This window comes from Streptomyces scopuliridis (genome assembly GCF_042790125.1).
Lineage (GTDB): Bacteria > Actinomycetota > Actinomycetes > Streptomycetales > Streptomycetaceae > Streptomyces > Streptomyces scopuliridis_A.
Map to the genome: position 1 here is coordinate 21,755 of NZ_JBHTZS010000040.1, position 21,845 is coordinate 43,599.

Here is a 21,845-nt window from a genome sequence, read left to right on the forward strand (position 1 = left end):
AAGACGCCATGCATGAAACCGTCACGCTCGCCGCCGGCTGGATCCAGACCGGCACCGGCCTCGGCAACGACATCAAGAACCTCATCTTCAACGTCGCGATCCCCGTGCTGTGCGGGTTCTTCGTCGTCATCGTCGGGATCAAGACCAAGGCCCCTGGTCCCACGATCATGGCTGTCATCTTCGCGGCGATCGTCTGGGGCGGCTCCGCGAACATGGACACCCTCAAGGACAAGACGACCGAGGACATCAGCCAGTACGACGGCACAGGCGGCACACTCACCGGGCCGGGTGACCAGTGACCACCCACCCGGCCGACGCATCCGAGGCCGACAGTGAGCTGATCGGCCGCTGCTACACCAAGGCCCGCCGCGCCCCGCTGGTCCACGGCGTGATCCGCGACATCAACGGCGGCCGCGGGATCCGTCTGCCGGGCGGCCCCTACACGCTCACCCAGCTCGCCGCGATCGTCTCCACGTTCGTAGTACTGATCCTGACCCGGGCCATCTGGGGCGGGAACGGGCTCGTGGACGTCGTGGTGCTGCTCGGAGCGCCGTTCGCGGCCGCGTTCTTGCTGCGGCACCTGCACATCGACGGCCGTAACCCCGCCGCCGCTCTGGTCAGCGTCGCCGTCATGCTCACTGGCCCGCGGTGGGGGCGCCTCCACGGCCGGCCCTTCCGCCCGGTCCGCGCGGCAGGCGGCGACACCCTCATCACGCTCACCCCCGGCACAGCCCGGGCCAACACCGCACCCGCCGCCGAACCGCCGCGGCCAGCCACCCGCCCTGCCCCACCGGTCGCCCGGGCAACTACCGAGCCAGTCACGGCTCCACCCGCCCCTGCGGCGACTGCCGGCGCTCCCGTGAGGTCCGGGGTGCAGGCCCTGCTCGCCCGCCGCACCGCATCCACAAGCAAGCAGAAAGAGGAGGAGTGATGGGCCTGCCGATCCGACACATCGAGGGCAACCTCGTCTTCACCACCCACGGCACCACCTGGGCGATCTGGCGGGTCGCCGCCGCCAACTACTCCCACGCGCCGACGACCGCGAAGAGGCGCCGGCTGGGGGCACTCGAATCGCTCTTCAAGAGCCTCACGGGCGAGCCGATGCTGATGTCGCTGTGCCCGCAGGTCAACCCCATCGCCGTCGTCCGCACCATGGTCGCCGACGTCGACCTGAAGAAGTCCCCGCGCTACGAACAGCTCGGACGCGCGGTGCTGGACCAGTTGGAGACCATGGAGCTCACCGGCCGTACCGACTGGCTGGCGATCCCCCTTCCGCCAACGTCCCGTAAGGACGCCGCCTTGGCCGCGTTCTCCGCGGCCAAGGCCGACCTCGCGCGGCAGCTGGGCCTTATGCCCGCACCCGTCACCGCAGGCGAAGTCGAGCGGTGTGCCGAGCAGGCCCGGCGGATGCAGGCCCAGTGGCCCACCGGGGTGTCGATGCGGCCGGCCACCGAGGCGGAAATCCTGTGGATCTACGGCCACAGCACGCGCCGCGGGCTGGCGGAACCGTTCCTCCCCGACGGCACCGAGTCCCCCGTGCGCGGCCGCGGCCGGACCGTCGCAGCCTTGGGGGGCGTGCTGCTCGCCGAGGGCGGCGCCGACTTCCACGACCGCAAGACGGTGCCCGGCAATCCGTTCGCGCGGCGCTTCGTCCAGGTCTCCTCCGAGTGGGGCGACTCCTACCAGGCCATGCTCGCCCTCTCCGAGATGCCGGAGGCCTTCGCCCTGCCCGGGGCCGCCTACCTCCAGCAACTGGACGACCTGGCCTACCCGGTCGACTGGGCCGCCCGCCTGGTCATCACCCCGGGCGTCACAGCCGAGGCCAAGTCCCGTAAGCGGGCCCGCCACCTGAAGGCCCAGGCCGAGGAGTACCAAGGCGACCCGGCCGGCCCGCCGGCAGCGGTCGAAAAGCACCAGGCCGACAACGAGGAGTTCCGCGACCGGCTCGCCTCCTCCGCACGCGAAGTCGAGATCCGCGCCATGGTCACCCTCGCCGTCTGGGGCACCACCCCGGACGACGCCCAGGACCGCGCCGCCGCCCTCGCCAGTGATTTCGGCGCCACCGACTACACCTTCGCCCGCCCGGTGGGGGAGCAGACCAATCTGTGGCACGCCATGCTGCCCGGCTGCCGCACCCCACGGGTGCTGACCGGGTACGCCCAGTACCTCCTCGCCCGGGACTTCGCGATGTCCATGCCCTGGTGCGGCTCCCAGCTCGGCGACGACAGGGGAGGCCTGTTCGGCCTGCAGGTCGCCTCCGGCGGCGCCCGCCCCGTCCTGCTCGACCCCGCCCGCGGCCCCCGCGAGAACGCGTCCGCGTCGATGGCGTTCATCGGCGAGCTCGGCGCCGGCAAGTCGGTGGCCATGAAGTCGGCCGTCTACAACGTCCTCGCCCGCGGCCACCAGCCCGGCAAACCCCACTCCCGCGGCCGCGCCGTCATCGTCGACCGCACCAAAGAAGAAGAGTGGGCCCGCTTCGCCGCCGCCTGCCCCGGCACCACCCAGCTCATCAGGATCGACCAGAACGCCGAAGTCTCCCTCGACCCGCTGCGCCTGTACGTGAAGGACAGCCCGAAGGTCGCCGCCCGTTTCTGTGAGTCCTTCCTGACTCTGCTCCTCGGCGTGAAGCCGATGGACCTGGAAGGCGTCGCGCTCTCCGAGGCGGTCCAGGCGGTCCTGGAGCACCCCGAGCCGTCCATGCGCGCGCTGACCGACGAGCTCACCCGGCGCGGGTCAGAGGACGCCTCGTCCCGCAACCTGGCCCGCAAGCTCAAAGCCGTCGCGCGCAAGGACCTGGCCGCTGTCGTCTTCGACGACCAACTGCCGATCGTGGACACCGCCCGCGCCGACTCCGTCGTCTTCCTCGTCAACTCCCTGGCGCTGCCGAAGAAGAGCGAGCTCGCCTCCGACCACCGCATCGAACGCCTGGAGTTCGAGAAGGTCCTGGGCCGATCCCTCATGTATTTGATCGCCGCCGTCGCCCGCGAGACCGTCATGCGGCACAAGGACGAGTTCGGTGTCGCCGTCTTCGACGAATGCTGGTGGCTCACGTCCAGCGACGAGGGCCTGGAGCTGCTCCTGGAGCTGATGCGTGATGGCCGCAAGCACCACGCCGCCGCCTATGTAGGCAGTCACGACCCGGACGACATCGGGCCGGCCAACAGCGAGAAGGGCGCGATCATCCGCGGACTGATCCCGCACCGGCTCCTCTTCCGTCAGACCACCCGCACGCTGGCCTCACGCGGCCTGGAGTTCCTCGGTGTCGACGCCACCGACGCCGACCTCCTCGACCTGGTCACCGCCGGCCTGTCCCCGCTGGGCCTGCCCGACGAGGAGAAGCTGGCCCGCGCGGGGGAGTGCCTCTACCGCGATCTCCTCGGCCGCATCGGTCTGATGAAGGTGCTGATCCCGCACGACCCGGCCGTCATGCGCGTCATCCACACCACCCCCAGCGACTACCGGACCGCCGCATGACCACGGTCCTTCACGGCCGGCCACGATTGAAGGTCCTGGGCTCTGCCCGGCTGCGCCTGGCACTGCTCTTCGCCGCGCTCGCCGCCACAGCTTTCACCGTGCTCACGTCGCTGCCCGCCCACGCGGAGCCCACCCCCACGCCGAGTGCACCGGCCGCTCCCGGGCAGCGCACCCCATCCCCGGAAGAGATGGAGGAGATCGAGAAGCTCCTCAAGGAGCAGAGTGAACGCCTGGGCAAGGCCGCGCAGGAAGGGATGCTCGAAGCGGAGAAGGACCGGCTGCGCAAGATGCTGCCCGACGAGGGCGGCGTCCTGGGCGTCTTCAACGTCACCGACCAGAACCGTCTCCCGGTCAGCGTCTACACCGTCAAGTCGGACACCGGCGGGCTGCTCGACTGGGACCTGGGCATCCAGAACCTGCTCACCGAACTCTGCTTCCTGGCCACGAAATGGGCGATCGCGTTCTGCTGCTGGCTCATCGCCTGGGCGCTGTCCTTCGGCCTGGCGAAACTACTGCTCGCCCCGGTGCTCTCGGTCGCCAGCAGCCTCCACACCCGGGTGATCCTGGAGATGGGCCTGCCCGGCCTCTTCCTGTCGGTGTGTGCCCTCGTCTGCGTCGCGCGGATCTTCTTCGGGGACAAGGCCCGCGGCTGGGGCGACGCAGCCCTGTCCCTGCTCCTGGCGGCGCTGACCGCCACCCTGCTGTCCTCCCCTCCACAGATGCTGCTGGGGGAGGAGACCGGTGCCCTCGCCATCACCCGCGGCCTGGCTCTGGAGGTCGCCGACGTCATCCTGGACGCCAACCCGGCCACCCCCGAGAAGAACGACGGTGTCACCACCCCGGCCACTGGCAGCAGCCTGTCCCGGCCGCTGACCGACGCACTCACCGACGCGTTCATCGTCAAACCGGCCATGCTCCTGCAGTACGGACGCGTCTTCGAAGGAGAATGCGCGGCCGAGTACGCCGACACACGACTGGAGCAGCTCGCCTTCGACCGCGCGGTCCGCTCCCGCAGCGACAAGATCAAGAAGTACACCCCGTACGCCGACTTCGTCAGCCCCCTCGGCTGGGTCGGCGTCCCGGTGAACTCCACCATGCTCAACTTCCAGTTCGACCTGTCCACTCAGTGGGCCATCGACCACTTCGGCGACCCGCCGATGGAACGCTTCGAAGCCAAGTGCGTGCCCGGCGACGCCAGCGCGGCGAAGAAGGCCTCGCTCGACAAGCTCGGCGGCGGATTCTTCCTCATGATCGCCGCCTGCATCGTCACCGTCCTGATCACCGCACTGGCCGGCTCCTTCCTCGTCGCCCAGTGCGGCATCGCCTGGGACGCCGTACGCGGCGAACCCGCCCTGATCGCAGGAACCGTCCCCGGCCCCGGCCGCGCGTTCCTGTGGGACTGGGCCACCTCCGTCCTGCACAGACTCGGCCAGATGCTCGCATCCGTCATCGGACTCGCGGTCCTCATCCTGATCATCCAGGCCGTCCTGGACCCCGTACAGCAGGACTGGGGGCGAGAACTGACGCTGCGATTCCTCATCGTCGACGTCGTCTGCATCGGCGCGATCAAGAAACGCAAACAGCTCGCCGCCCGCTCCCAGCAGGTCGCATCAAACTTCCGCGCCAAGATGTCCAAGGGCCGCATCGGCGGCACCCACGGCTCCGTCTTCACGCCGACAGCCACCGCGACTGTTCCGAAGAACCGTCACATCGTCCGCAAGACCACCCGCGGCCTCGTCCGCGGAGCGATCGCCGGCGTCGCCCTCGCCCAGGGCAACCCCCTTGCCGCGATCGGCTACGCCATGCCCCAGACCATCGGCGCCACCGCCCTGATGTCCCGGATCCAGACCGGCGGCCGCCGCGGCCGGCCGCACCCGGCCCGGCCCGCCTTCCCCGTCCCTCGCCCGGGATTCCCGCCCGGCATGCCCGCAGGACCCGGCATCCCGCCCTACGGCCCCCACGCCGGGCCGCCCCCGCGCCCTGGGCATCCGCCCCGGCCGGCGCACCCGCCGCGTCCCACGGGACCAACCCGCCCCCGGCCCACCACCGCCCAGCCCAACCGTCCCCGCCGCCACGCCCAGGCACAGCGGGCCGCAGTCCGACGCACGCAACGAGCCGCAGTCGCGCGCGCAGCGGCCACACCTCCCAGCCGCGCGGCCAACGGGCCGGGTGGATTCGATGACTGGCTCTCCGAGCGGGAGGAGCACGAACTCGCCCGCCGGCGCAGGCCATCACGGGGGGCATCGTGACGAAGAAGGCCACCGCGTGGCTGGCCGGCGGCATGACTCTGACCGTCCTGACAGTGGTCCTGATAGGGGCGATCGCCGCGCACGTCGCCGGCATCGGGCAGAGCCAAGCCGAAGCAATGGCCGCCCACACTCAATGCACCACCGACGGCACCGGCACGGACATCGACACCGCGCAGCTGTCCCAGCAGATAAACGGGATGCTCGCCGACAGCAGCAACGTCACGGTTCCCGGCCTGCCCTCGCCCAAGGAACAGCTCCCCAACGCGAAAGCGATCGTGGCGACCGGCGCCCAAATGAAGATCTCGGCACGCGGCCAGACCATCGCACTCGCCACGGCCCTGCAGGAGTCGGGCCTGCGCAACCTGGACCACGGCGACCGCGACAGCCTCGGACTGTTCCAGCAGCGCCCCTCCCAAGGCTGGGGCACCCGCGAGCAGATCACGGACCCGGTGTACGCGTCGACGAAGTTCTACACGGCGCTCAAGTCCCTGAAGGACTGGAAAAGCATGCCGCTCACGGTCGCCGCCCAGAAGGTACAGAAGTCCGGCTACCCCGACGCGTACGCGAAGCATGAAGCACTGGCGACCGCCCTGCAGCAGGCCATCGCGCCGACACTCGACCTGGCAGCCTCCCCCACCGGATTCCGGACTGACTGCGTCACCCAGGCCGGCACCGACTACGGCGACATCCCTCCCGGCACGCTGCCCGAGGGCTACCAGATCCCCGTCACCGCTCCCATACAGGCACGCAACGCGATCCGCTGGGCCCTGGGCCAGCTCGGCACCCCATACCAATGGGGCGGAACCTGCACTAACCCCCACGGCAACAACCCACGCGACCGCTGCGACTGCTCCTCCCTAATGCAGCGCGCCTACGGAGTGGCCGGCATCGAGATCACGCGCACCACGTACACGCAGATCAAAGATGGTCGCGCAGTGTCAGCCAACGCGCTCCAGCCGGGCGACCTGGTCTTCACCGAGGGCAGCGCTTCCCGCCCCGAGCACGTGTCCATGTTCATCGGTGACGGCCTGGTCGTCCACGCGCCGCAGCCCGGACGCGTCGTGGAAGTGGCCCAGTTCTCCAACCACGGCGAGATCCTCATGGCCCGTCGGATCGTCGGGCGACCTCCCTTGTAGATTCCGAATAGAGATGTCGTTTACTGGTCGAGATAGACGGCGCCTGCTCGCTTGATCAGTCACACTGGCATCGCCTGAGCCGCTCGGCGCCGCCGCCGCACGCCCAGGGCTACATCGTGTGCACCTCGACCGAGAAGCCGCGGGCGAGGACACTGTTGAGGTGTTCGGCGTGCGCACCGAGCCACTGCTCGGTAGGGATGCCGAGGGCGCTGATCCCGAGGAGTACGTAGTCGTCGGCGTCGGCGGTGCTCTGGCCGCAGATGCAGCACAAGAGGCGCTGGAACATAGTGTCGGCGGGTGTTATGGCGCGGGGCATGAGCGGCAGAGTAACGAGGCGTGGGGCGCTCGGCTTGGGGATTACGCCGGGGGCGCCGTCCTCACGGCTCCTTCGGTGTTTCGCGTTTGACGCCTCCGCAGGCCAGTAGCTGTGTCGCGTCCGCGTTGAGGAACAGCGTGAAGGCCCAGTACCGGCTCGTGATGCACCCGGTGCGCACCGGCTCGTCGCCTTGCTGCCTGAGGATCTGAATGGCTTCGTCGAGGCCGAGCGCCGTGCCTCCGTGCCTTTCGACGCTCCTCAGGCGTCCTCGGTAGACGCCGGCGTGCCGTGAAGCAGGGGCCAGTCCGTCCCAGACGGTGACTTCACCACCAGCGGCGATGGCGTCGCGTGCTGCGCTGCAGACGCTCGTCTGGTCGGTGAGCATTGCGGCGATGTCGGGCTGGGGCGGGTGTTGGTCCTCGGTAACCATGCGGTGACTGTAGGGACCGGCCTCGGACATTGCCACGGGATTCCGCCCCGCAAGTTCCGTTGGTACCAGGGCCGGAAGCATTATTCGGGCTGGTATCACGCTTCGACGACGGGCCGGTTGGTGGCCTACGAGAGCCGGTTGGAACTGGCACGCATCCTGATCGCCGACTTCGCCAGCGACTCACCCTCGGTGCAGAAGCACGAGGCCGATCTCTGCATGATGACCGTCACATGGGCGCTGACTCCGGAGAGGTGCGCAACGCCTGCGTGGAATTGTTGATCGCTCACACTTCCGCTTGTGGGGTAGGTGAACGCCGCGATACGGGACCAGTTGGGGCTGCGGGCGACGACAACTACGTGCATGGCGCGAGCAGTTCTGAGTATTCGAAGACGTTCTCATTTTCAGAATCTGACTTTCTCGGATGCACGATCGGCACTTGGCGGACGCCATGGGAGGCAGAGGCGCACCCGCGCCTCCCGGGGCCCGGCGAGAGGCCCCGCTACTGACAGTGGAGGGAACGAGAGCCCGTGGCATTTCGTTTGCTTGAGGACCTGCTCCTCATGGCGCTCGCCATCCGTGTATTGGGGCGCGACGCGATCGCGCTGCTACGCAGCGCGGCGGCAGTCGGTGTGCGGGTGGGTGCGGACGAACTGCGCCGTACCGACTGCGAGGGGGAGAGGCCGGCGTGACGCAGGACGTCCCCGAATACCTACCCGGCGCTGCTTCTGCCCCGATGACCGATTTGCCGCTGGACGCCCTCCCGCTGGACTTCGAAGCGTTCCACCAGATACACCGGCCCGCGTATGTGCGCTGGGCCAAGACGTACCTGAACAACAAAGCCGACGCCGAAGAGGCGGTCGACTGGGCCTTCGAGCAGCTGCTCATTGCCTGGAATGACGTCCTGTCGAAGGAGAACCCCGCCGGCTATGCCTGGCGGGTGATGAAGAACCGCACGATCGACGTCGCCCGCGCGCGCGGCCGCCGCGAGGCCCTGGTCGACACCGCTGCCTTCGAGACGGCCGCGCTGCGTGAGGCGGTCGATCCCATCGGGCAGCTGGCGGAACACCTCAGCCTCTACCGTGCGATTGAAGAGCTTTCCGAGCGGCAGCGCGACGTTGTGATCCTGCTCTACAGCCACGAGCACACGGTTCGCGAGGCCGCCGAGCATCTCGGCATCACCCCCGCCGCCGTACGCTCCACCGCCCGCTACGCCAGAATCCGTTTGCAGGAAAAACTGGGACTGACGAGGGAAGGACGTGACGATGACGTCGCCCATTGAGCAACTGCTGGCCAGGGCCCGCCTGGTCAACGAGCCCTACTCGCAGGAAGACATTCGGGCCGGCGCCGACCGCATTGCCGCGCGCGTCGCTGCACGTGTGCACGGCACAGCAGGGACTCCGGCCGGAGAGGCCGGAGCCCAGGATCCCGTCGGAGCGGCTGCCGGAATGGCGGCGCAGGACCTGCGCAACCTGTGCGAAACGGTTGTCACGAGTGGTGGCGCTCTGGTCAGTCTGCGACGGCGGTTCTTCGCCAGCGTGATGCCCGAACCGCCGGGCGCCCGGGTACTGGGCTGCATTTTGCTGCTGGCCGAGCATGAGGACTCGGCCCAGTTCTGGTGGCAGTACGCGGCGGGCGCCGGTGATCCGACCGCCACCTACTGCCTCTACCTTCACCACCGAGCCCGCGGTGAAGACGGGCAAGCCGAGTGGTGGCACGTGCAGGCCGATGTCCCGCCGGCCACCCATGATGAGGGAGAGGCCGCGCAGGAGCTCGCGACTGCCCTGCGCGTCCTAAGCTGGCTCAAGATGGATGCCGACGCACGCCCGGATGAGGTATCGAGATCCGTCAGCGCTGTCCTCGGCTACGTCCCCGCGGCGCTCGCGTACGTCGATGACGACCTGGAACTCCCGATGCCCATCGACGCCGACTTCGCTCACCGCATCAAGGCACTGGCCTCAGCTCCTTCTCCAGTACCCCGTACGACCTGCAGAGGCCGACGAACGCGCGCGAGGCTGCCCGAGCGCAAGAAGTGACAGTGCGGGCGTCACGCTCAGTCGAGACAGAGCATGACGCCCGTTCCGCCGCCCCTGCCTCCCTCTCAGCAACTGCGCTCGCCGCAACAGCAGCGCCAGCACAGGCCCACGAAGCGCGGCCGCACGCTTCATGGCTGTCCTTGAACCGTGGTCCGGACAGACAGGCCGAGCACCCAGACGCCCCAAAGGCAAAGAGGAAGTAAAGCCTCTCTGGCTGTGTCTGAATCGGCGTTCCGGCCTGACTTGGTCCAGGTGAAGGGGATTTTCCCGCACCGACCAGGAGGCCATTGTGAACACCGTCCTCGCTCTCCATACGACCGCCCAGCGGCCGGCATGAACGCCGAGCTGCCCGGCGCACAGCTGTTCTTCGACATTGCGCACTGGATCGCCTGGTCCTCCCCGTACCTGGCGGCCCTTGTGCTGATCGCCGGCGTTGTCTGGGTTCGGCGGGAGCGAAAGCGCTCCAGCCTCGTCCATGAGGCTCTCTCCGACCGGGTCACGGTGGAAGTTGTCCCGACCTCGACCTTCGACCCGGGCGAGGGCGAGGTCGGCCGCTGGGCGCGCCATTTGGGACGCGTCCACCACTCCGCTCAAGGCGTCCCGGCCCGCGGTTCGGCGGCCCGGCTGCGCTACAGCGCCGAAAACAGCAAGATGCGCTGCTACCTCGAAGGCCCGGCCACGGCCGTCGCCGTCCTGGCCATGCCCGGTTTCGCCGAGGTCGAAGTCCGCGCCCACCGCGCACAGAAGGACCTTCATCCGGTCCGCTTCCCCGCACCGCGTGAGGAGGCGGAGTGACTGCCGCTGTTGTCGACTTCGCCAAGCCGGCAGCCGTTCTGCGGTCGCCTGGGCGCCGCTATGTGCAGCGGGTCGAGCTCACCCTGGCCATGGCGGACCGGAAGCCGTTGACCTCTCTCGGCCTTACCCCCGATCCGCTGCAGCAGCTGGCCTCGGCCATGGCCTCGGTACGCACCGAGGCCGGAGAGCGTGCCGACGTCGTCCTGGACCTGGTCCCCGTCCGCGAACGTCATCTCGCCCGGCGGCGGCGCCGGCTGCTCGCCCAGTCCAAACGGCGCGGCCCATCCGCGTACGGTGAGCGCCTGACCGGCGGGCTCGGCGGGGGAGGGGTGTGGAACTCGGTCACCGCGGCCTGGTCCGGCGGCAAGACCGCTGGCGGCGGGCGCGGCGAGCGGCTGCCGCGCATGACCGATCTGCGCGATGGAGTCGGCAAGTTCGAGCCGTCGGCCGGCGCGGTGTTCGCGGTGCAGCTGCTGCTGCGAACCGAGGCCGGGCATCCGCAGGCGGCTCTGGCCCGGATGCATCAGCTGCTCGCCGCGTTCGCCGCAACCTCCGGTGAGAACTACCTCAAACCCCATCGGCCGCGCACCCGTCGGCGGATCGCCCACTTCGACCGGTGCTTCGTCACCGGCGAGTTCGCCCCCCGCAAGCGCCAGTGGCTCACCGTCCCGGAACTGGCCGGCTTCCTCAAACCCCCGACGGTGAAGTGCCGCGCTTCCAGCGTGGTGCGCTCCGGCGGTCTGGTCCCCCCGCCACCGTCGGACCTGCCCGTCTACACCGGGCAGCGGGACTTGGTGCCGCTCGGCGCCGTCGTCTACGCCGACGGCCGCGAGCGGATCGGTGCCGCCCGGGCGAAAGACCTCCTGTTCGGGCTCCAGCTGGGCAAGTCGGGTCACGGCAAGACGGAGGCCGCCCTGGTGCAGTGCATCGCCATGGCCCACTCCGGATACGGCACCTGGTTCCTGGATCCGCACGGCGAAGGATGGGTGCGGGCCAAGCCGTACCTGGCCCACCCCCACATCGCTTCACGCGTGTGGGAAATCAACCTGGCCCACTCCGAACCGGACCAGCTGGTGGCGTCCTGGAACCCGCTGTCCATGGAAGGCCGCCCCCTGAGCGCCGTGAAGGACGTCGTCCGCTCGGTCACCGAGGGCATCGCCGCAGCCCAAAACTGGGGCGACAATGCCCCCCGCGCCCGCACCATCCTGGCCCGCGCCGCCCAGGCCCTGGCGCTGCTCAACCACCGTGCCGTCCAGGGCGGTACACCGGACGCCCAGTGCACCCTGTTCCAGATGCGGAGCTGGCTGACGGATGACGACTGGCGCGAACAGCTCCTGCCGAAGCTGCCGCAACGGGTGCGTGACTACTGGGAGAAGACGTTTCCGAAGCTCGCGTCCGACGCGGTGCCCACGGTCACCTACGCCATCGACCGGCTCGACACCTCTCCGGCGCTGCAGGCCTTCTTCGGCAGCCCACGGTCCACGTACGACGTCCGCACCGCGATGGACACCAACCGCGTCGTCTTCGTCTGCCCGTCCGGCAGCGAGAGCGACGCCCTGGTCTCCTGCCTGCTCATCCACGATCTGCACCGCGCCGGCCTCTCCCGCCAGGACACCCCGCGCGAGCAGCGAGCCACCTTCTGGGCCTGGGGCGACGAGCTCACCGCCCTGGACTCCTCCAGCAAGGGCTTCCTCGCCGCCATCGCCGAGCAGCTGCGCAAATACGAGGTCCGGTTCATCGGCATGACCCAGATGGCGTTGCGGCTGAGCGCCATCACCCGCCAGTCGCTGCTGCAGAACCAGTCGCTGCTGTCGACATGCGCAGCCGACTTCGACGAGGCCGCCTTCGTCGCCCGTCGCTGGAACGGCCACGTCACCCCGGAAACCATCACCGAGCTCCCGAAGTACCACTACGTCATGTCGATCAACCTCAACGGCACCCCGACCAAGCCCTTCCGGGTCCGCGGCCTGCCGGTCGAGGAACTGTTCGCCCACTACGACAACCCCGCCGGCGTGCCCGACCTCGACAAGGCGATCGACACCAACCTCCGGCGCCGGCCCGTCGCCGCGATTCTCGCCGACCTCGAGGACCTGGACGCCGCCGTCCTCGCCCACCACACCGCCCACCACACCGGCCGCCGCCTCGGACCCGGCGCAGCCGACGACCCCACCACCCTCCTCGACTGAAACGGAGCACCGCAATGCCCTACCCGCACGCCGGCCCCACCGGCCTCGGACAGATCGCCCAGCAGGCAAGCCAGGTCCTCTACCAGCATCGTCTGGTCTCAACGACGCTGCTCCACCAGCTGATCACTCCGCACCACACCCGCGCCGAGTACCTGCGCCGCCAGCTCCACACCCTGCGGGAGACAGGACTGGCCGAGACGGTCGGTCGCCGCATCTCGGGCCAGACCGAGCTGCTGTGGTGGCTCACCGAGAAAGGCGCCACCGCCGTCGAATCGGTAGGACTGCTGCCCCAGCGTCCCTACCGCATGACTCCGGAAGCGGCCCTGGGCCCGCTCCAGGAGCACACCCTCGCCACCGTGGAGACCGGCTTGGCGTTCGTCGACTGGGCCCGTCGACTCGGCCACGAATGCGGCCCGCTCGACTGGTCACCCGAAACCGCGCACTTCTACCGCGACGACTCCCGCCCCGGCGCAGAACTCAGCCTCGTCCCCGACGCCGTCCTCAACTACGTCCACACCGACAAGCAGGCCAGGCAACGCACCCTGCTCACCTTCTTCATCGAGGTCGACCGCACCCAGATGACCATCGCGCGCCTCGCGCAGAAGCTCCACGCATACGCCGCATACCACGACTTCGCACCACAGCCGCCCTCCGGCCGCGGAACCAAGCCGGGCCGGCGCACCGCCATCCCGGCCTGGCGCTACCGCTACCCGGCCTTCCCCAGGCTGCTCCTGGTCCTCACCGGCGCCTCCGAATCACGGCTCGCCCGACGCATCGCCGACCTGTGCAGTCTCGCCGCCAGCACCCCCGCGCTCACCAGCAGCGGGGTACGGGCCGGCGTCACCACCCTCGCCCAGCTCCGTGAACTGGGGCCGTTCGCATCGATCTTCACCCCAGTCACCGGCCCGTCCGAGCCCACTGACGCGTGGCTGCACCCCACCACCCAGACCAACTGAACCGAGGAGACCACATGTTCTGGCGCTGCTTCTCCCGCTCCCGCGTACGCACCCGGCCCCACTCTCAGCCTGCCGGCACACGGCACACCTGCTCCGAGCTGGACGCGATGCCGCTGCCGTTTTCCCCCCTGGTCAGCGAGATGCTCGCGATGCACGCCCACACCCGCCAGATCACCTGGCTCGCCGAACGCGAGCACTGCCCCGACGAGTTCCGTCTGGCCGCCCGCTCCGTCCTCGGACAACTGCTCCAGGCCTGGGACCACCAGAGCGGCGGCCACGGCACGATAGACGACCTGCTCGTCGACCGCCGCACCCCCTCATCCACGGGATACACAGCCCGGCCCGCCGCCACCGGAAGCACTGTGATGCCTCGTGACATACCGTCACCCGCCTTCCCTGGCACTCGTTGTCGCTAAGCCAGGACATCGCTCACCGAACGACACGGATGAAAGAAGAGCAAGACCCGTGCAAGCCGATACGACAGGAGCACTAGGGTGGTGTCGCTGCGTCTCCCGAATCCGCCGGACACGGGAAACGGAGCCTCGGACACGACAAAGGCCCCGAGTAGCTCCAGGTCGGCGAAACCTGGACCAGCGCTACTGGGGCCGAGCCGGTGCGAGGAAGCTCCACAGAAATAGGTCTCGCACAAAGCGAGACCGAGGTCTCAGAAAACGAGGTCTCGCTGCGATGCAGCGTACCCGCAACTGTCTTCCGGGACACAACAGACACCAGCAGGCGGCATCCGTGTCAGCTCCGGGCCACTGCTGGACTTCCCCATGCCCACCGGCATGCGGGCACCCAACGATCCCCCATGAGGGGAGCTGGATGACGTAACCGAACGAGGGGCAGCTCCTCGGCGGTTCCTTCCCCAAGGCCCCGCACCTGCTGCCCCGGCCAGTCCACCCGATCCCCATCGGGCCATCTGGCCACCTGCCACCGCCGTCTCCAGGGCCAAATCCCTGGTCAGGCGAAGTGTCCGACCCGTAGGCCGGACAGATAACCGGTTCTCCACGAACCCGAAGCACCGTCACCGGGGCTTCGTGCTGCTTCGCACCAGAAGCACGAAGCGAACGGAGGTAATGATGCACGACGTTTCGGCGTACCGCCATATCGACCTGGCGGCATGCCCAGATGTGTCCGAGACGCGACCGTTCCAGGACGTCTCGTGTCACGCCTTTGCCCTGGTCGAGGACGCTGCCGACCACGAACTGGACGCCACGGCATCGCGCCAGCTGCGCCGAACCGACGACCTCCTGTCCGCAGCACGATTCATGATCGATGGCGGTTTCCACCCGAAGGCCAACCGCACCACCAAGCGCCTCGCCGACGTCTTCGCCGCCCGCATGAAGGACAGCAAGAACGGTCACTTCCCCTTCAACATCACCGCGACCGCCCACGCGCTCGGCCTGCGCCGCCGGGCAGTCCTCAACCACGCCCGCTACCTGCGTGAACTCGGACTGATCGCGTACGTCGAGCACGGGACGAAAGCGAACGTGCTCCGCACCCGACACCGCAAGACCTGGCAGCCGGGCGACGGCTATGCCGGCACCGCCACGATCTTCACAGCGGTCGCGCCCCCCGTGTGGGACCAGGCACTGGGACGCCGCATCCAGGGCAAGGGCTACCGGGCGCGCCTCATCGGCGTCACCGATCACGGCCGGGACCTGGCGGTCAACGAGGCCCGCCGGAAGGCATCCAAGAAGTCCCCGCCGCGGCGCACTTCGTGCACCCCTTCTTCTGTGGTCCCCAAGGACCACAGTCGGCTGAAGGTTGAGGGAGGTATTAACTACACTCCGCGCAAGCGCGCGACGTGCCGCAAAAACTCACCCCCCACGACCAGCAACCAGCCGCGCGTCACGCCCGCCCAGTGCGCCGCCGGCATCACCGTCGCCGACCAGCTACGGTACGAAGTCTGGTGGCTCCACCGGGCATGCCCCCGCCGGCTCGCCTACGCACTTCGTCCCCTGATCTCCACCGGCTGGACCTGGCAGAGCCTGGCCGCGGAACTGCTCACCTGGGGCGTCCCCGGCTTCCTGCGCGACCCGGCCGCCTTCGTACAGCACGAACTCGCCCGCCGACAGCGCACCGGCATGCTGATCCTGCCGCATCCGCCGGCCGCGGACGGCGCGGACAACCAGGTCGACGAGGACCACCGTCGGCACGCCGAGATGCTCCGGCAACGACACGAACGCAGCGACCCGGCCTGGCAGCGCTACGCGGCCCTGCTCCAGCCCGCACTACGCCAACACCTCGCCCAGAGCAGGCAACAGCAGCACGAGCCACAGCTGGCACGACTCGACTGCCCCCTGCTGCGGGAAAACGCAGATGACTTCGCCCGCTCCCTCCCGGCCCAGTCCCGTGGAGCGGACATCAGCCCGCAGGACATCTACCGGGCCCGCGCCTACGGACTGCCCGAGCCCACCGGCCGACGGGCCCCGGCCAATGAACAAGGCTGGCTGGCCCATCTCAACGACCAACTGAAGGCGCAACGAGCGTTCGCCGCGCTCCGCATCGAATTGGACGACTGGGAAGACGGCCACCGGACACTCCGCGAAGCCGCTGGGTCTGTAGACGCTGCACAGTGGGGCCGGTCGTAACCACTGGTTGCGACCGGCCCCAGGGCCGCGCGCGGGCAGACGTACGTGAAGGAGGCCCCGGGGTGCGCGAGCCGCCCTGGCTCTTTGCGCGCCCCGGGGCCCAGGGAGCCCGTGCCCACGGGGGAGGGCAACGGGCGGTTCAGGGGGCCACGGTCGGCCGCACGGCGTCGAGCTGATCGAGCGCCCGGTACAGCGCCTTCACCAGCCGGGCCCGGTTCCGCGCGTGCGCGACCGTGCTCTGGGACGGTACCGACAGACGGCGCACCGACTCCCGCAGAACCGCTTCGGTCACCGGCCGCAGCTCGCTGTCCTGCGGCAGCGCCTCGAAGCGCTGGCGCACGTCGGAGGCGACGCACCGCGCGTGTCCGGTAAGCTCCAGACTGATCTGTGCGCAGTCGGCCGCCCGCAGCCCAGTCGGGGCCGTGCCCCAGGCGAGCACGGCCGCAGCGAGCGCCAGGTGCGGGCCACGGTCGAGCGGCAGCGTCTCCGCCAGGATGCCCTCCGGGTCGTACAGCACGGTGTGGTTCATGACCACGATTCCTCCGGCTCCAGGCCCACCGGGACGTCGGTGGGGTCGGTGGCGATGACGAACAGCTGGTGAGTCATCACGTCAGTACTCAACGCAAGCAGCTGGAGTGCGGCGAATGCGACGCCATGGTGATGCAAGTCCGATGTAAGAACGGCACATTGGGGTGACGGGGAGGGCTGTCCCGGGCACGAGGAGGAGTGGGAGCGGTACGGTCACCGCACCTCTCGCCCGTGGACGCCCGGAGCCCGGTATGACAGACCGCCGCAACAGACCCAATGCCCAACTGCGTGCCGTGCGGGTCGACGAGTTACAGATGTCCCGCCAAGAGTTCGCCAAGGCAGTCATCGGCGCGGGCGCCGAGATGAATGAGACTGTCGGGTGCACGGCACGGCTGGTCGCCGCGTGGGAGGACGGAGAGGTCGCCTGTCCTCGCGCCGTGTACCGGCGGATCCTCACCAGGATGACCGGACGAAGCCCAGCCCAGCTTGGCTTCCGCCTCACAGCACCAGCACCGTCCGTACTGCCGGCCTCCGGATCGTACGGACCGGAACAGGAGAGTGACGAGGTGAAGCGTCGCGCTTTGCTCCTCGATGGCACGGGTGTGGTCCTCGCGCTGCCGCTCGGCTCTTCGCGGCGGGTCCCGGCCCGGATCGGCGCGACCGAGGTGCGCTCCGTCCTCCAGGCTGTCCACAAGCTCTACGCCACAGATCACGACCACGGGTCCGGACCGCTGCGTCATGCCGCCGGCGAAGCCCTGAGCACCGCGTACCAGTGGCTGCAGAGCGGCTCTTACACGGAGTTGATGGGCAGACGACTCCGTTCCGCGACCGGGGCTCTGTCGATCGCCGCCGGATGGCTCAGCTTTGACTCCGGCCGGGCAGGAGATGCCCACTCCCTCTACGGCGAGGCCCTCGCCGCCGCACGGATCGCCGACGACCCGGAGCTGGAGGCCCATGCGTTCGGATGTCTGTCCCTGCTCGCCAAGGCAGCCGGCCGCCCGCGCGAGGCCATCTCCGCCGCCCAGGGCGCACAGACCGTCGCCCGCAACCTCGGATCTTCCCGGCTCCTGGCCCTGTTCCACATGAGGGAAGCTCGCGGCTGGGCACTGATGGGCGACCGGTCAGCGACCGACCAGGCCATCGTCCGCGCCCACACGCTCTACGCCAAAGGGCCCTCCGGCAACGATCCGGACTGGCTCGACTTCTTCCACCCGGGGGAACTGTCGGGCCTCGAAGCGCTCGCACGCAACGACCTCGGCCAGCACGAGCGAGCGGCCAGCGGCGCGGAGCAGGCTGTCCTGCTCCACGGCGACACCTTCGTACGGAACAAGGCCCTGTACACCGCCGACATCGCCATCCAACATGCCGTCAGGGACCGTCCCGAGCCGGAGGCAGCCGCCGAAGCCGCGGGCCGTGTCCTGGCCTACCTCCCCGAGGTGCGCTCCGACCGGCTGCTGCAATCGCTGCACGACGTCGCCGGCGCGCTCCAGCGGCACTCCCGTGTCCCCGCGGTCGCCGACTGGATCGAGGAGTACCGAACCGCCACCGGAGGAGGACGCGCGTGACCCCCAGTACCCGCGCAGACGTCGTGATCCGCACCTACGGCCCCGGACAGATCCCGCCGATGATCGACACCCTCGCGGACATCTGGTCCGACGCCCACCCCGAACTCGTCGACACTCCCGGTGCGAGTACGGACGGACTCTCAGCCAGCGCGCTGCGCCGCCAGATCACCAGCCATTGCCGCCACGAGGGCTTCACACTGGTCGCCGCGTACGCGACCGGCAACATGGTGGGCTTCGGCTACGCCTTCCCATGCACGCCCGAGTACTGGTTCGGCCCCGACCTGCTCCCCGAGATCCCCGAACACGCCCGTACGGGGGGACGCCTCATGGGACTGTGCGAACTCGCCGTGCTGCCGACTCTGCAGTCCCAGGGCATCGGCTCCCGCCTCCACTCCGCCCTGCTCCAGGCCATCGCCCCGCAGTGGTCCAGCCTGCTGGTCCGCCCCGACAACCCCCGCGGCCGACAGATGTACAACCGGCTCGGATACACGTACGCAGGCCCATACCGCAACGCCCCCGACGGGCCCGAGTTCGACCTGCTGCTCCTCGAAGTCGATGCCGAACCTCCTGCTGCGCGCGGGTGACCCGCACATCTCCGCCCTGCTGTGCGCCCGACGCCCCCTGTTCCAGGGGGCGCGAGTAGGACCGCGCAGAGAATGCAGTGCAGATGGTCCTCGGCCCAGCATCCGGATCAGCCGGATCTGAAGAACCTGGCGCTGGACTAAAGATCCGCGCGGCTGGAGCTGAGCCCTGTGAGGGCGCCGGCTGGCCAGGTACCGGCCGCTCAGGGAGCTCCGTACGTATCGCGGTCTGATGTCGGACCCGACCGAACTATTGGCATGTGCCCCCAATGTCGATGAGCAACTGACGCAATCCCACCTCGGCCGGGCGGGTCCCTCCCGACGGACCGGCCCTGAAACGGCGAAAGCGCTCGGCCCGCAGTCGTGGCCTCTCTGTGCCTGTGCGCGAGCTTCTCTGACCGGGTGCGTTGCCGGTACGCCATATCCGGTTGCCCCGTTTTCTGCCAGGCCGGATGGAAGTCCGCTGTTGCCCGAGTTGCGGATGACCGCGCCGGAATGCCGATGAGTTGATATTTCAATGAGCCTGCGAATTCACGTCGTCCAAGAGGTCCCTCTGGGCGGGACGGTGCTGGCTGAAAACTTTCTGCGGAGCCCGTGGTGCGGGATTGTGATGGTTTAGGACCGGTTCAATGGGCCTGAAGTGCTGAATCGGGCTGGGCTGTTGGAGATTCTTTGCGTACCGTATGGGAAGAGACCAGCCATACGGCGGTTGAGGCCGTAACGGGGTCATCACCATGCGCAGTACACCGCAGGTCGACGGCGCCCGTTGAACGACACACGAGGAGGCGCAGTGGCACCGTCGGCACGACCAAGCCGGACACTATTTCGCGGACGGAATGGCAGGCGTTACAGCGCTCCGCTTACCGCTCTGTGCGCTCTCATGACCCTGTCCGGCTGCAGTTCTGACGATTCGACAGACAACTCGCCGAGCGCGACCACTTCTCCTTCCGCGCCCCAGTCCTCGAAGGCGGCAGATCCCACAGAGACGGCCAAGAAGGACGCCGTCGCCGTCTACCGTGCCTACTGGCAGGAGATGGAGAAGCTCTACGCCGACCCCAACGGCAAGAACGTCGATCTCCCGAAGTACGCCGCCTCGGCAGCCCTCAAGAATGCCGAGGCTGACGCCAAGCGTGCACACGACGGGAAGCGGATCTACAACGGTGAGGTCACGGTGGTGAATCCGACCGTGACGAGCCTCAACATCGACCGTGAGATCCCCAATGCCACGATTTCCAGCTGTCTGGACATCTCCCGCTGGAAGGTGACGCACGCCGACACCGGGAAGCCGGTGGAGCTGCCGGCCTCCCGGCTGACGAAGTACCTCATCGTCAGCACCGTCGAGCGCTACCCGGACGGCTGGCGGGTCATCCGGGACGATCCCCAGGGCAAGCCATGCTGACCCGCAGACGCTTCGCGGTCACGGCCCTTGCCGCGGCCGCGCTGATGCTGCCGGGCCAGGCGCGCGCCGAGAAACCCCCACCGGGGACCGGAGTCGGCCAGTGCGACCTCTTCACCTGTGTCGAGGCCGAAGCTCCCGGCAAGCCCGGAGCCAGCAAGCCGGGATCAGGCGGAACGGAGCAGACCGGCAACAGCAGCGGTAAGGGTCCCAGCTACAAGACCTGCACCTACAAGCTGGCCGATCCGCAACCGCCGGCGGGAAGCCTGGACTGGGAGGGGCACGAGGCGGGCGACGGCGCCGTCTATGAAAAGAAGTGCACGTTCGACGGCAACGACCAGTTCACCGTCACCACGATGGTCTGGGCTGCCGACCCGCCCGCGGCCGTAGCCGTTGACCCGGCGGTGCTGGCGCAGCAAGCCGTGGACAAGATGCTGCTGCGCGGCCCGGAGATCGGGATCACCCCGAAGCCCGGCGGCAAAGGCGTTGTCGGGATGCCGGTCTACATGTGGACCGAGACGGGTGCCGAGACCTACGGCCCCAACGTGGCCAGCGCATCCGCCGGCGGCGTCACCGTCACCGCCACGGCGAAGGTCAGCAGGATCGTGTGGACGATGGGCGACGGGAAGACGGTCACCTGCACCACCGCCGGCACCCCCTACAAGGCCGAGTACGGCAAGAAGCCGTCCCCGGACTGCGGTCACCGCTACACCGCCCCCTCGTCGACAAGCCCTTCGGGGAAGTGGCACGTCACCGCGACGTCGACCTGGGCCATCGACTGGCAGGTAGCCGGCGCAGGCGCCAACGGCCAGCTCACCGAGGTCCGCGGCAGCGCCGTGGACATCACCGTCGCCGAGGTCCAGGTCCTCAACAACTAGCCCCCAGCACGCAGAACGTGAGAGGCAGTCCCCGCATGGAATCCCCCGCCGCGCCGCCGGTGCCGCGTCCGGCCGCCCCGGCACGCCCCGACATCCCGATCACCACCACGGCACCCGTCAAGCGGGAGCGCCGCTGGTCCGTGGCTGCGCTGTGTATCGTCCTGGCCGTCCTCGCCGGCCTCGGCGCGGCCGCGGCGGTCACCTCCGCCAGCGACCGCACCCGGGTCCTCGCCGTCGCCCGCGACGTCCCCGCCGGCCAGGCCCTGACCGACGCCGATCTGACCGTGGCCGAGGTGAGCGCCGACGGCGCGCTGACTCCCGTACCCGCCGCCGACAAGGCGTCGGTCGTGGGGAAGCGGCCGTCCGTCGATCTGCGTCAGGGAGGTCTCCTCACCGCCTCCCAGCTTGCCGCGGGCAGCGGACTGGGCGATGACAAGCAGCAGGTGGGTGTCCAGGTCAAGCGCGGCCAGGCCCCGGCCGGCACCCTCGCCCCCGGCGACAAGGTCCTCGCCGTCACCACACCCGCCCAGGGCGAGCAGCAGACCAGCGAGGACGCCGAGGCGCCGCCGTCGACCCTCAACGCGGTCGTGGTGACCGTCTCCCGTCCCGATGCCTCGGGCAATGTCGTGGTCAACCTCGCTGTCGCCGATACGGACGGTCCGCTGCTGGCCACCCGCGCCGCCCTGGGGCGCATCGCGATCGTCCGTGAACCGCGGAGTAGCTGA

The 21,845-nt window shown here is 69.1% G+C and carries 22 protein-coding genes; 18 read left to right on the plus strand and 4 right to left on the minus strand.

Annotated elements, in window-relative coordinates; all coding sequences use genetic code 11:
* The first annotated feature begins 8 nt into the window (after window positions 1–8).
* From ACFRKB_RS35030 to ACFRKB_RS35050, 5 genes are read left to right on the plus strand one after another with little or no spacing between them, the layout of a single operon-like run.
* A complete protein-coding gene (locus ACFRKB_RS35030) occupies window positions 9–299 on the plus strand; it encodes a hypothetical protein (protein ID WP_383110649.1) in 291 nt (96 codons plus the stop codon).
* Complete coding sequence (locus ACFRKB_RS35035; RefSeq protein ID WP_383110650.1) at window positions 296–931, plus strand: hypothetical protein; 636 nt, start codon at window positions 296–298, stop codon at window positions 929–931. The genes ACFRKB_RS35030 and ACFRKB_RS35035 overlap by 4 nt, the downstream gene beginning before the upstream one ends.
* Window positions 931–3,474, plus strand: coding sequence for an ATP-binding protein (locus tag ACFRKB_RS35040; protein WP_383110651.1), 2,544 nt, complete (start codon window positions 931–933; stop codon window positions 3,472–3,474). The genes ACFRKB_RS35035 and ACFRKB_RS35040 overlap by 1 nt, the downstream gene beginning before the upstream one ends.
* Complete coding sequence (locus tag ACFRKB_RS35045) at window positions 3,471–5,723, plus strand: hypothetical protein (RefSeq protein ID WP_383110652.1); 2,253 nt, start codon at window positions 3,471–3,473, stop codon at window positions 5,721–5,723. Before ACFRKB_RS35040 ends, ACFRKB_RS35045 begins: the two co-directional genes overlap by 4 nt.
* 32 nt (window positions 5,724–5,755) lie before the next feature.
* The gene (locus tag ACFRKB_RS35050; protein ID WP_383110695.1) at window positions 5,756–6,859 is read left to right on the plus strand and encodes a C40 family peptidase; all 1,104 of its coding nucleotides are present in this window, start codon (window positions 5,756–5,758) and stop codon (window positions 6,857–6,859) included.
* Between the two features lie 109 nt (window positions 6,860–6,968).
* On the opposite strand, the gene ACFRKB_RS35055 is transcribed toward ACFRKB_RS35050, so the two are convergent.
* The 3 genes from ACFRKB_RS35055 to ACFRKB_RS35065 form a co-directional block, all read right to left on the minus strand.
* Complete coding sequence (locus ACFRKB_RS35055) at window positions 6,969–7,175, minus strand: hypothetical protein (protein WP_383110653.1); 207 nt, start codon at window positions 7,173–7,175, stop codon at window positions 6,969–6,971.
* Between the two features lie 61 nt (window positions 7,176–7,236).
* Window positions 7,237–7,605: a hypothetical protein gene (locus ACFRKB_RS35060; RefSeq protein WP_383110654.1), complete on the minus strand. Its 369-nt coding sequence runs from the start codon at window positions 7,603–7,605 to the stop codon at window positions 7,237–7,239.
* Window positions 7,606–7,730: 125 nt separating this feature from the next.
* Window positions 7,731–7,967, minus strand: a complete 237-nt coding sequence (locus ACFRKB_RS35065; RefSeq protein ID WP_383110655.1) for a hypothetical protein — start codon at window positions 7,965–7,967, stop codon at window positions 7,731–7,733.
* Window positions 7,968–8,132: 165 nt separating this feature from the next.
* On the opposite strand from ACFRKB_RS35065, the gene ACFRKB_RS35070 reads away from it, so the two are divergent.
* From ACFRKB_RS35070 to ACFRKB_RS35105, 8 genes are all read left to right on the plus strand, one after another.
* Window positions 8,133–8,294, plus strand: a complete 162-nt coding sequence (locus ACFRKB_RS35070) for a hypothetical protein (protein ID WP_383110656.1) — start codon at window positions 8,133–8,135, stop codon at window positions 8,292–8,294.
* Entirely contained in the window at window positions 8,291–8,884 is a 594-nt protein-coding gene (locus tag ACFRKB_RS35075; protein WP_383110657.1) for an RNA polymerase sigma factor, read from the plus strand. The genes ACFRKB_RS35070 and ACFRKB_RS35075 overlap by 4 nt, the downstream gene beginning before the upstream one ends.
* The gene (locus ACFRKB_RS35080) at window positions 8,868–9,638 is read left to right on the plus strand and encodes a hypothetical protein (protein WP_383110658.1); all 771 of its coding nucleotides are present in this window, start codon (window positions 8,868–8,870) and stop codon (window positions 9,636–9,638) included. The genes ACFRKB_RS35075 and ACFRKB_RS35080 overlap by 17 nt, the downstream gene beginning before the upstream one ends.
* A gap of 333 nt (window positions 9,639–9,971) precedes the next feature.
* On the plus strand, window positions 9,972–10,433 hold the full coding sequence (locus tag ACFRKB_RS35085; protein ID WP_383110659.1) for a hypothetical protein: 462 nt from the start codon (window positions 9,972–9,974) through the stop codon (window positions 10,431–10,433).
* Window positions 10,430–12,619, plus strand: a complete 2,190-nt coding sequence (locus tag ACFRKB_RS35090) for a type IV secretory system conjugative DNA transfer family protein (RefSeq protein ID WP_383110660.1) — start codon at window positions 10,430–10,432, stop codon at window positions 12,617–12,619. The genes ACFRKB_RS35085 and ACFRKB_RS35090 overlap by 4 nt, the downstream gene beginning before the upstream one ends.
* Before the next feature lie 14 nt (window positions 12,620–12,633).
* Window positions 12,634–13,575 carry a replication-relaxation family protein gene (locus ACFRKB_RS35095; protein WP_383110661.1) on the plus strand — a complete coding sequence of 314 codons (942 nt, stop codon included), beginning with the start codon at window positions 12,634–12,636 and terminating at the stop codon, window positions 13,573–13,575.
* Window positions 13,576–13,589: 14 nt separating this feature from the next.
* On the plus strand, window positions 13,590–13,991 hold the full coding sequence (locus tag ACFRKB_RS35100; RefSeq protein WP_383110662.1) for a hypothetical protein: 402 nt from the start codon (window positions 13,590–13,592) through the stop codon (window positions 13,989–13,991).
* A gap of 666 nt (window positions 13,992–14,657) precedes the next feature.
* Window positions 14,658–16,172 (plus strand): hypothetical protein, encoded by a 1,515-nt coding sequence (locus ACFRKB_RS35105; protein WP_383110663.1) that lies wholly within the window; start codon window positions 14,658–14,660, stop codon window positions 16,170–16,172.
* Between the two features lie 139 nt (window positions 16,173–16,311).
* Here the strand turns inward: ACFRKB_RS35105 and ACFRKB_RS35110 are convergent, their stop codons facing one another.
* The gene (locus tag ACFRKB_RS35110; RefSeq protein WP_383110664.1) at window positions 16,312–16,701 is read right to left on the minus strand and encodes a DUF6415 family natural product biosynthesis protein; all 390 of its coding nucleotides are present in this window, start codon (window positions 16,699–16,701) and stop codon (window positions 16,312–16,314) included.
* Window positions 16,702–17,266: 565 nt separating this feature from the next.
* On the opposite strand from ACFRKB_RS35110, the gene ACFRKB_RS35115 reads away from it, so the two are divergent.
* From ACFRKB_RS35115 to ACFRKB_RS35135, 5 genes are all read left to right on the plus strand, one after another.
* Window positions 17,267–18,265 carry a hypothetical protein gene (locus tag ACFRKB_RS35115; RefSeq protein WP_383110665.1) on the plus strand — a complete coding sequence of 333 codons (999 nt, stop codon included), beginning with the start codon at window positions 17,267–17,269 and terminating at the stop codon, window positions 18,263–18,265.
* A complete protein-coding gene (locus tag ACFRKB_RS35120; protein ID WP_383110666.1) occupies window positions 18,262–18,849 on the plus strand; it encodes a GNAT family N-acetyltransferase in 588 nt (195 codons plus the stop codon). The genes ACFRKB_RS35115 and ACFRKB_RS35120 overlap by 4 nt, the downstream gene beginning before the upstream one ends.
* A gap of 877 nt (window positions 18,850–19,726) precedes the next feature.
* Window positions 19,727–20,245, plus strand: a complete 519-nt coding sequence (locus ACFRKB_RS35125; RefSeq protein WP_383110667.1) for a hypothetical protein — start codon at window positions 19,727–19,729, stop codon at window positions 20,243–20,245.
* Window positions 20,239–21,120, plus strand: coding sequence for an ATP/GTP-binding protein (locus tag ACFRKB_RS35130; RefSeq protein WP_383110668.1), 882 nt, complete (start codon window positions 20,239–20,241; stop codon window positions 21,118–21,120). Before ACFRKB_RS35125 ends, ACFRKB_RS35130 begins: the two co-directional genes overlap by 7 nt.
* 35 nt (window positions 21,121–21,155) lie before the next feature.
* Window positions 21,156–21,845 (plus strand): SAF domain-containing protein, encoded by a 690-nt coding sequence (locus tag ACFRKB_RS35135; RefSeq protein WP_383110669.1) that lies wholly within the window; start codon window positions 21,156–21,158, stop codon window positions 21,843–21,845.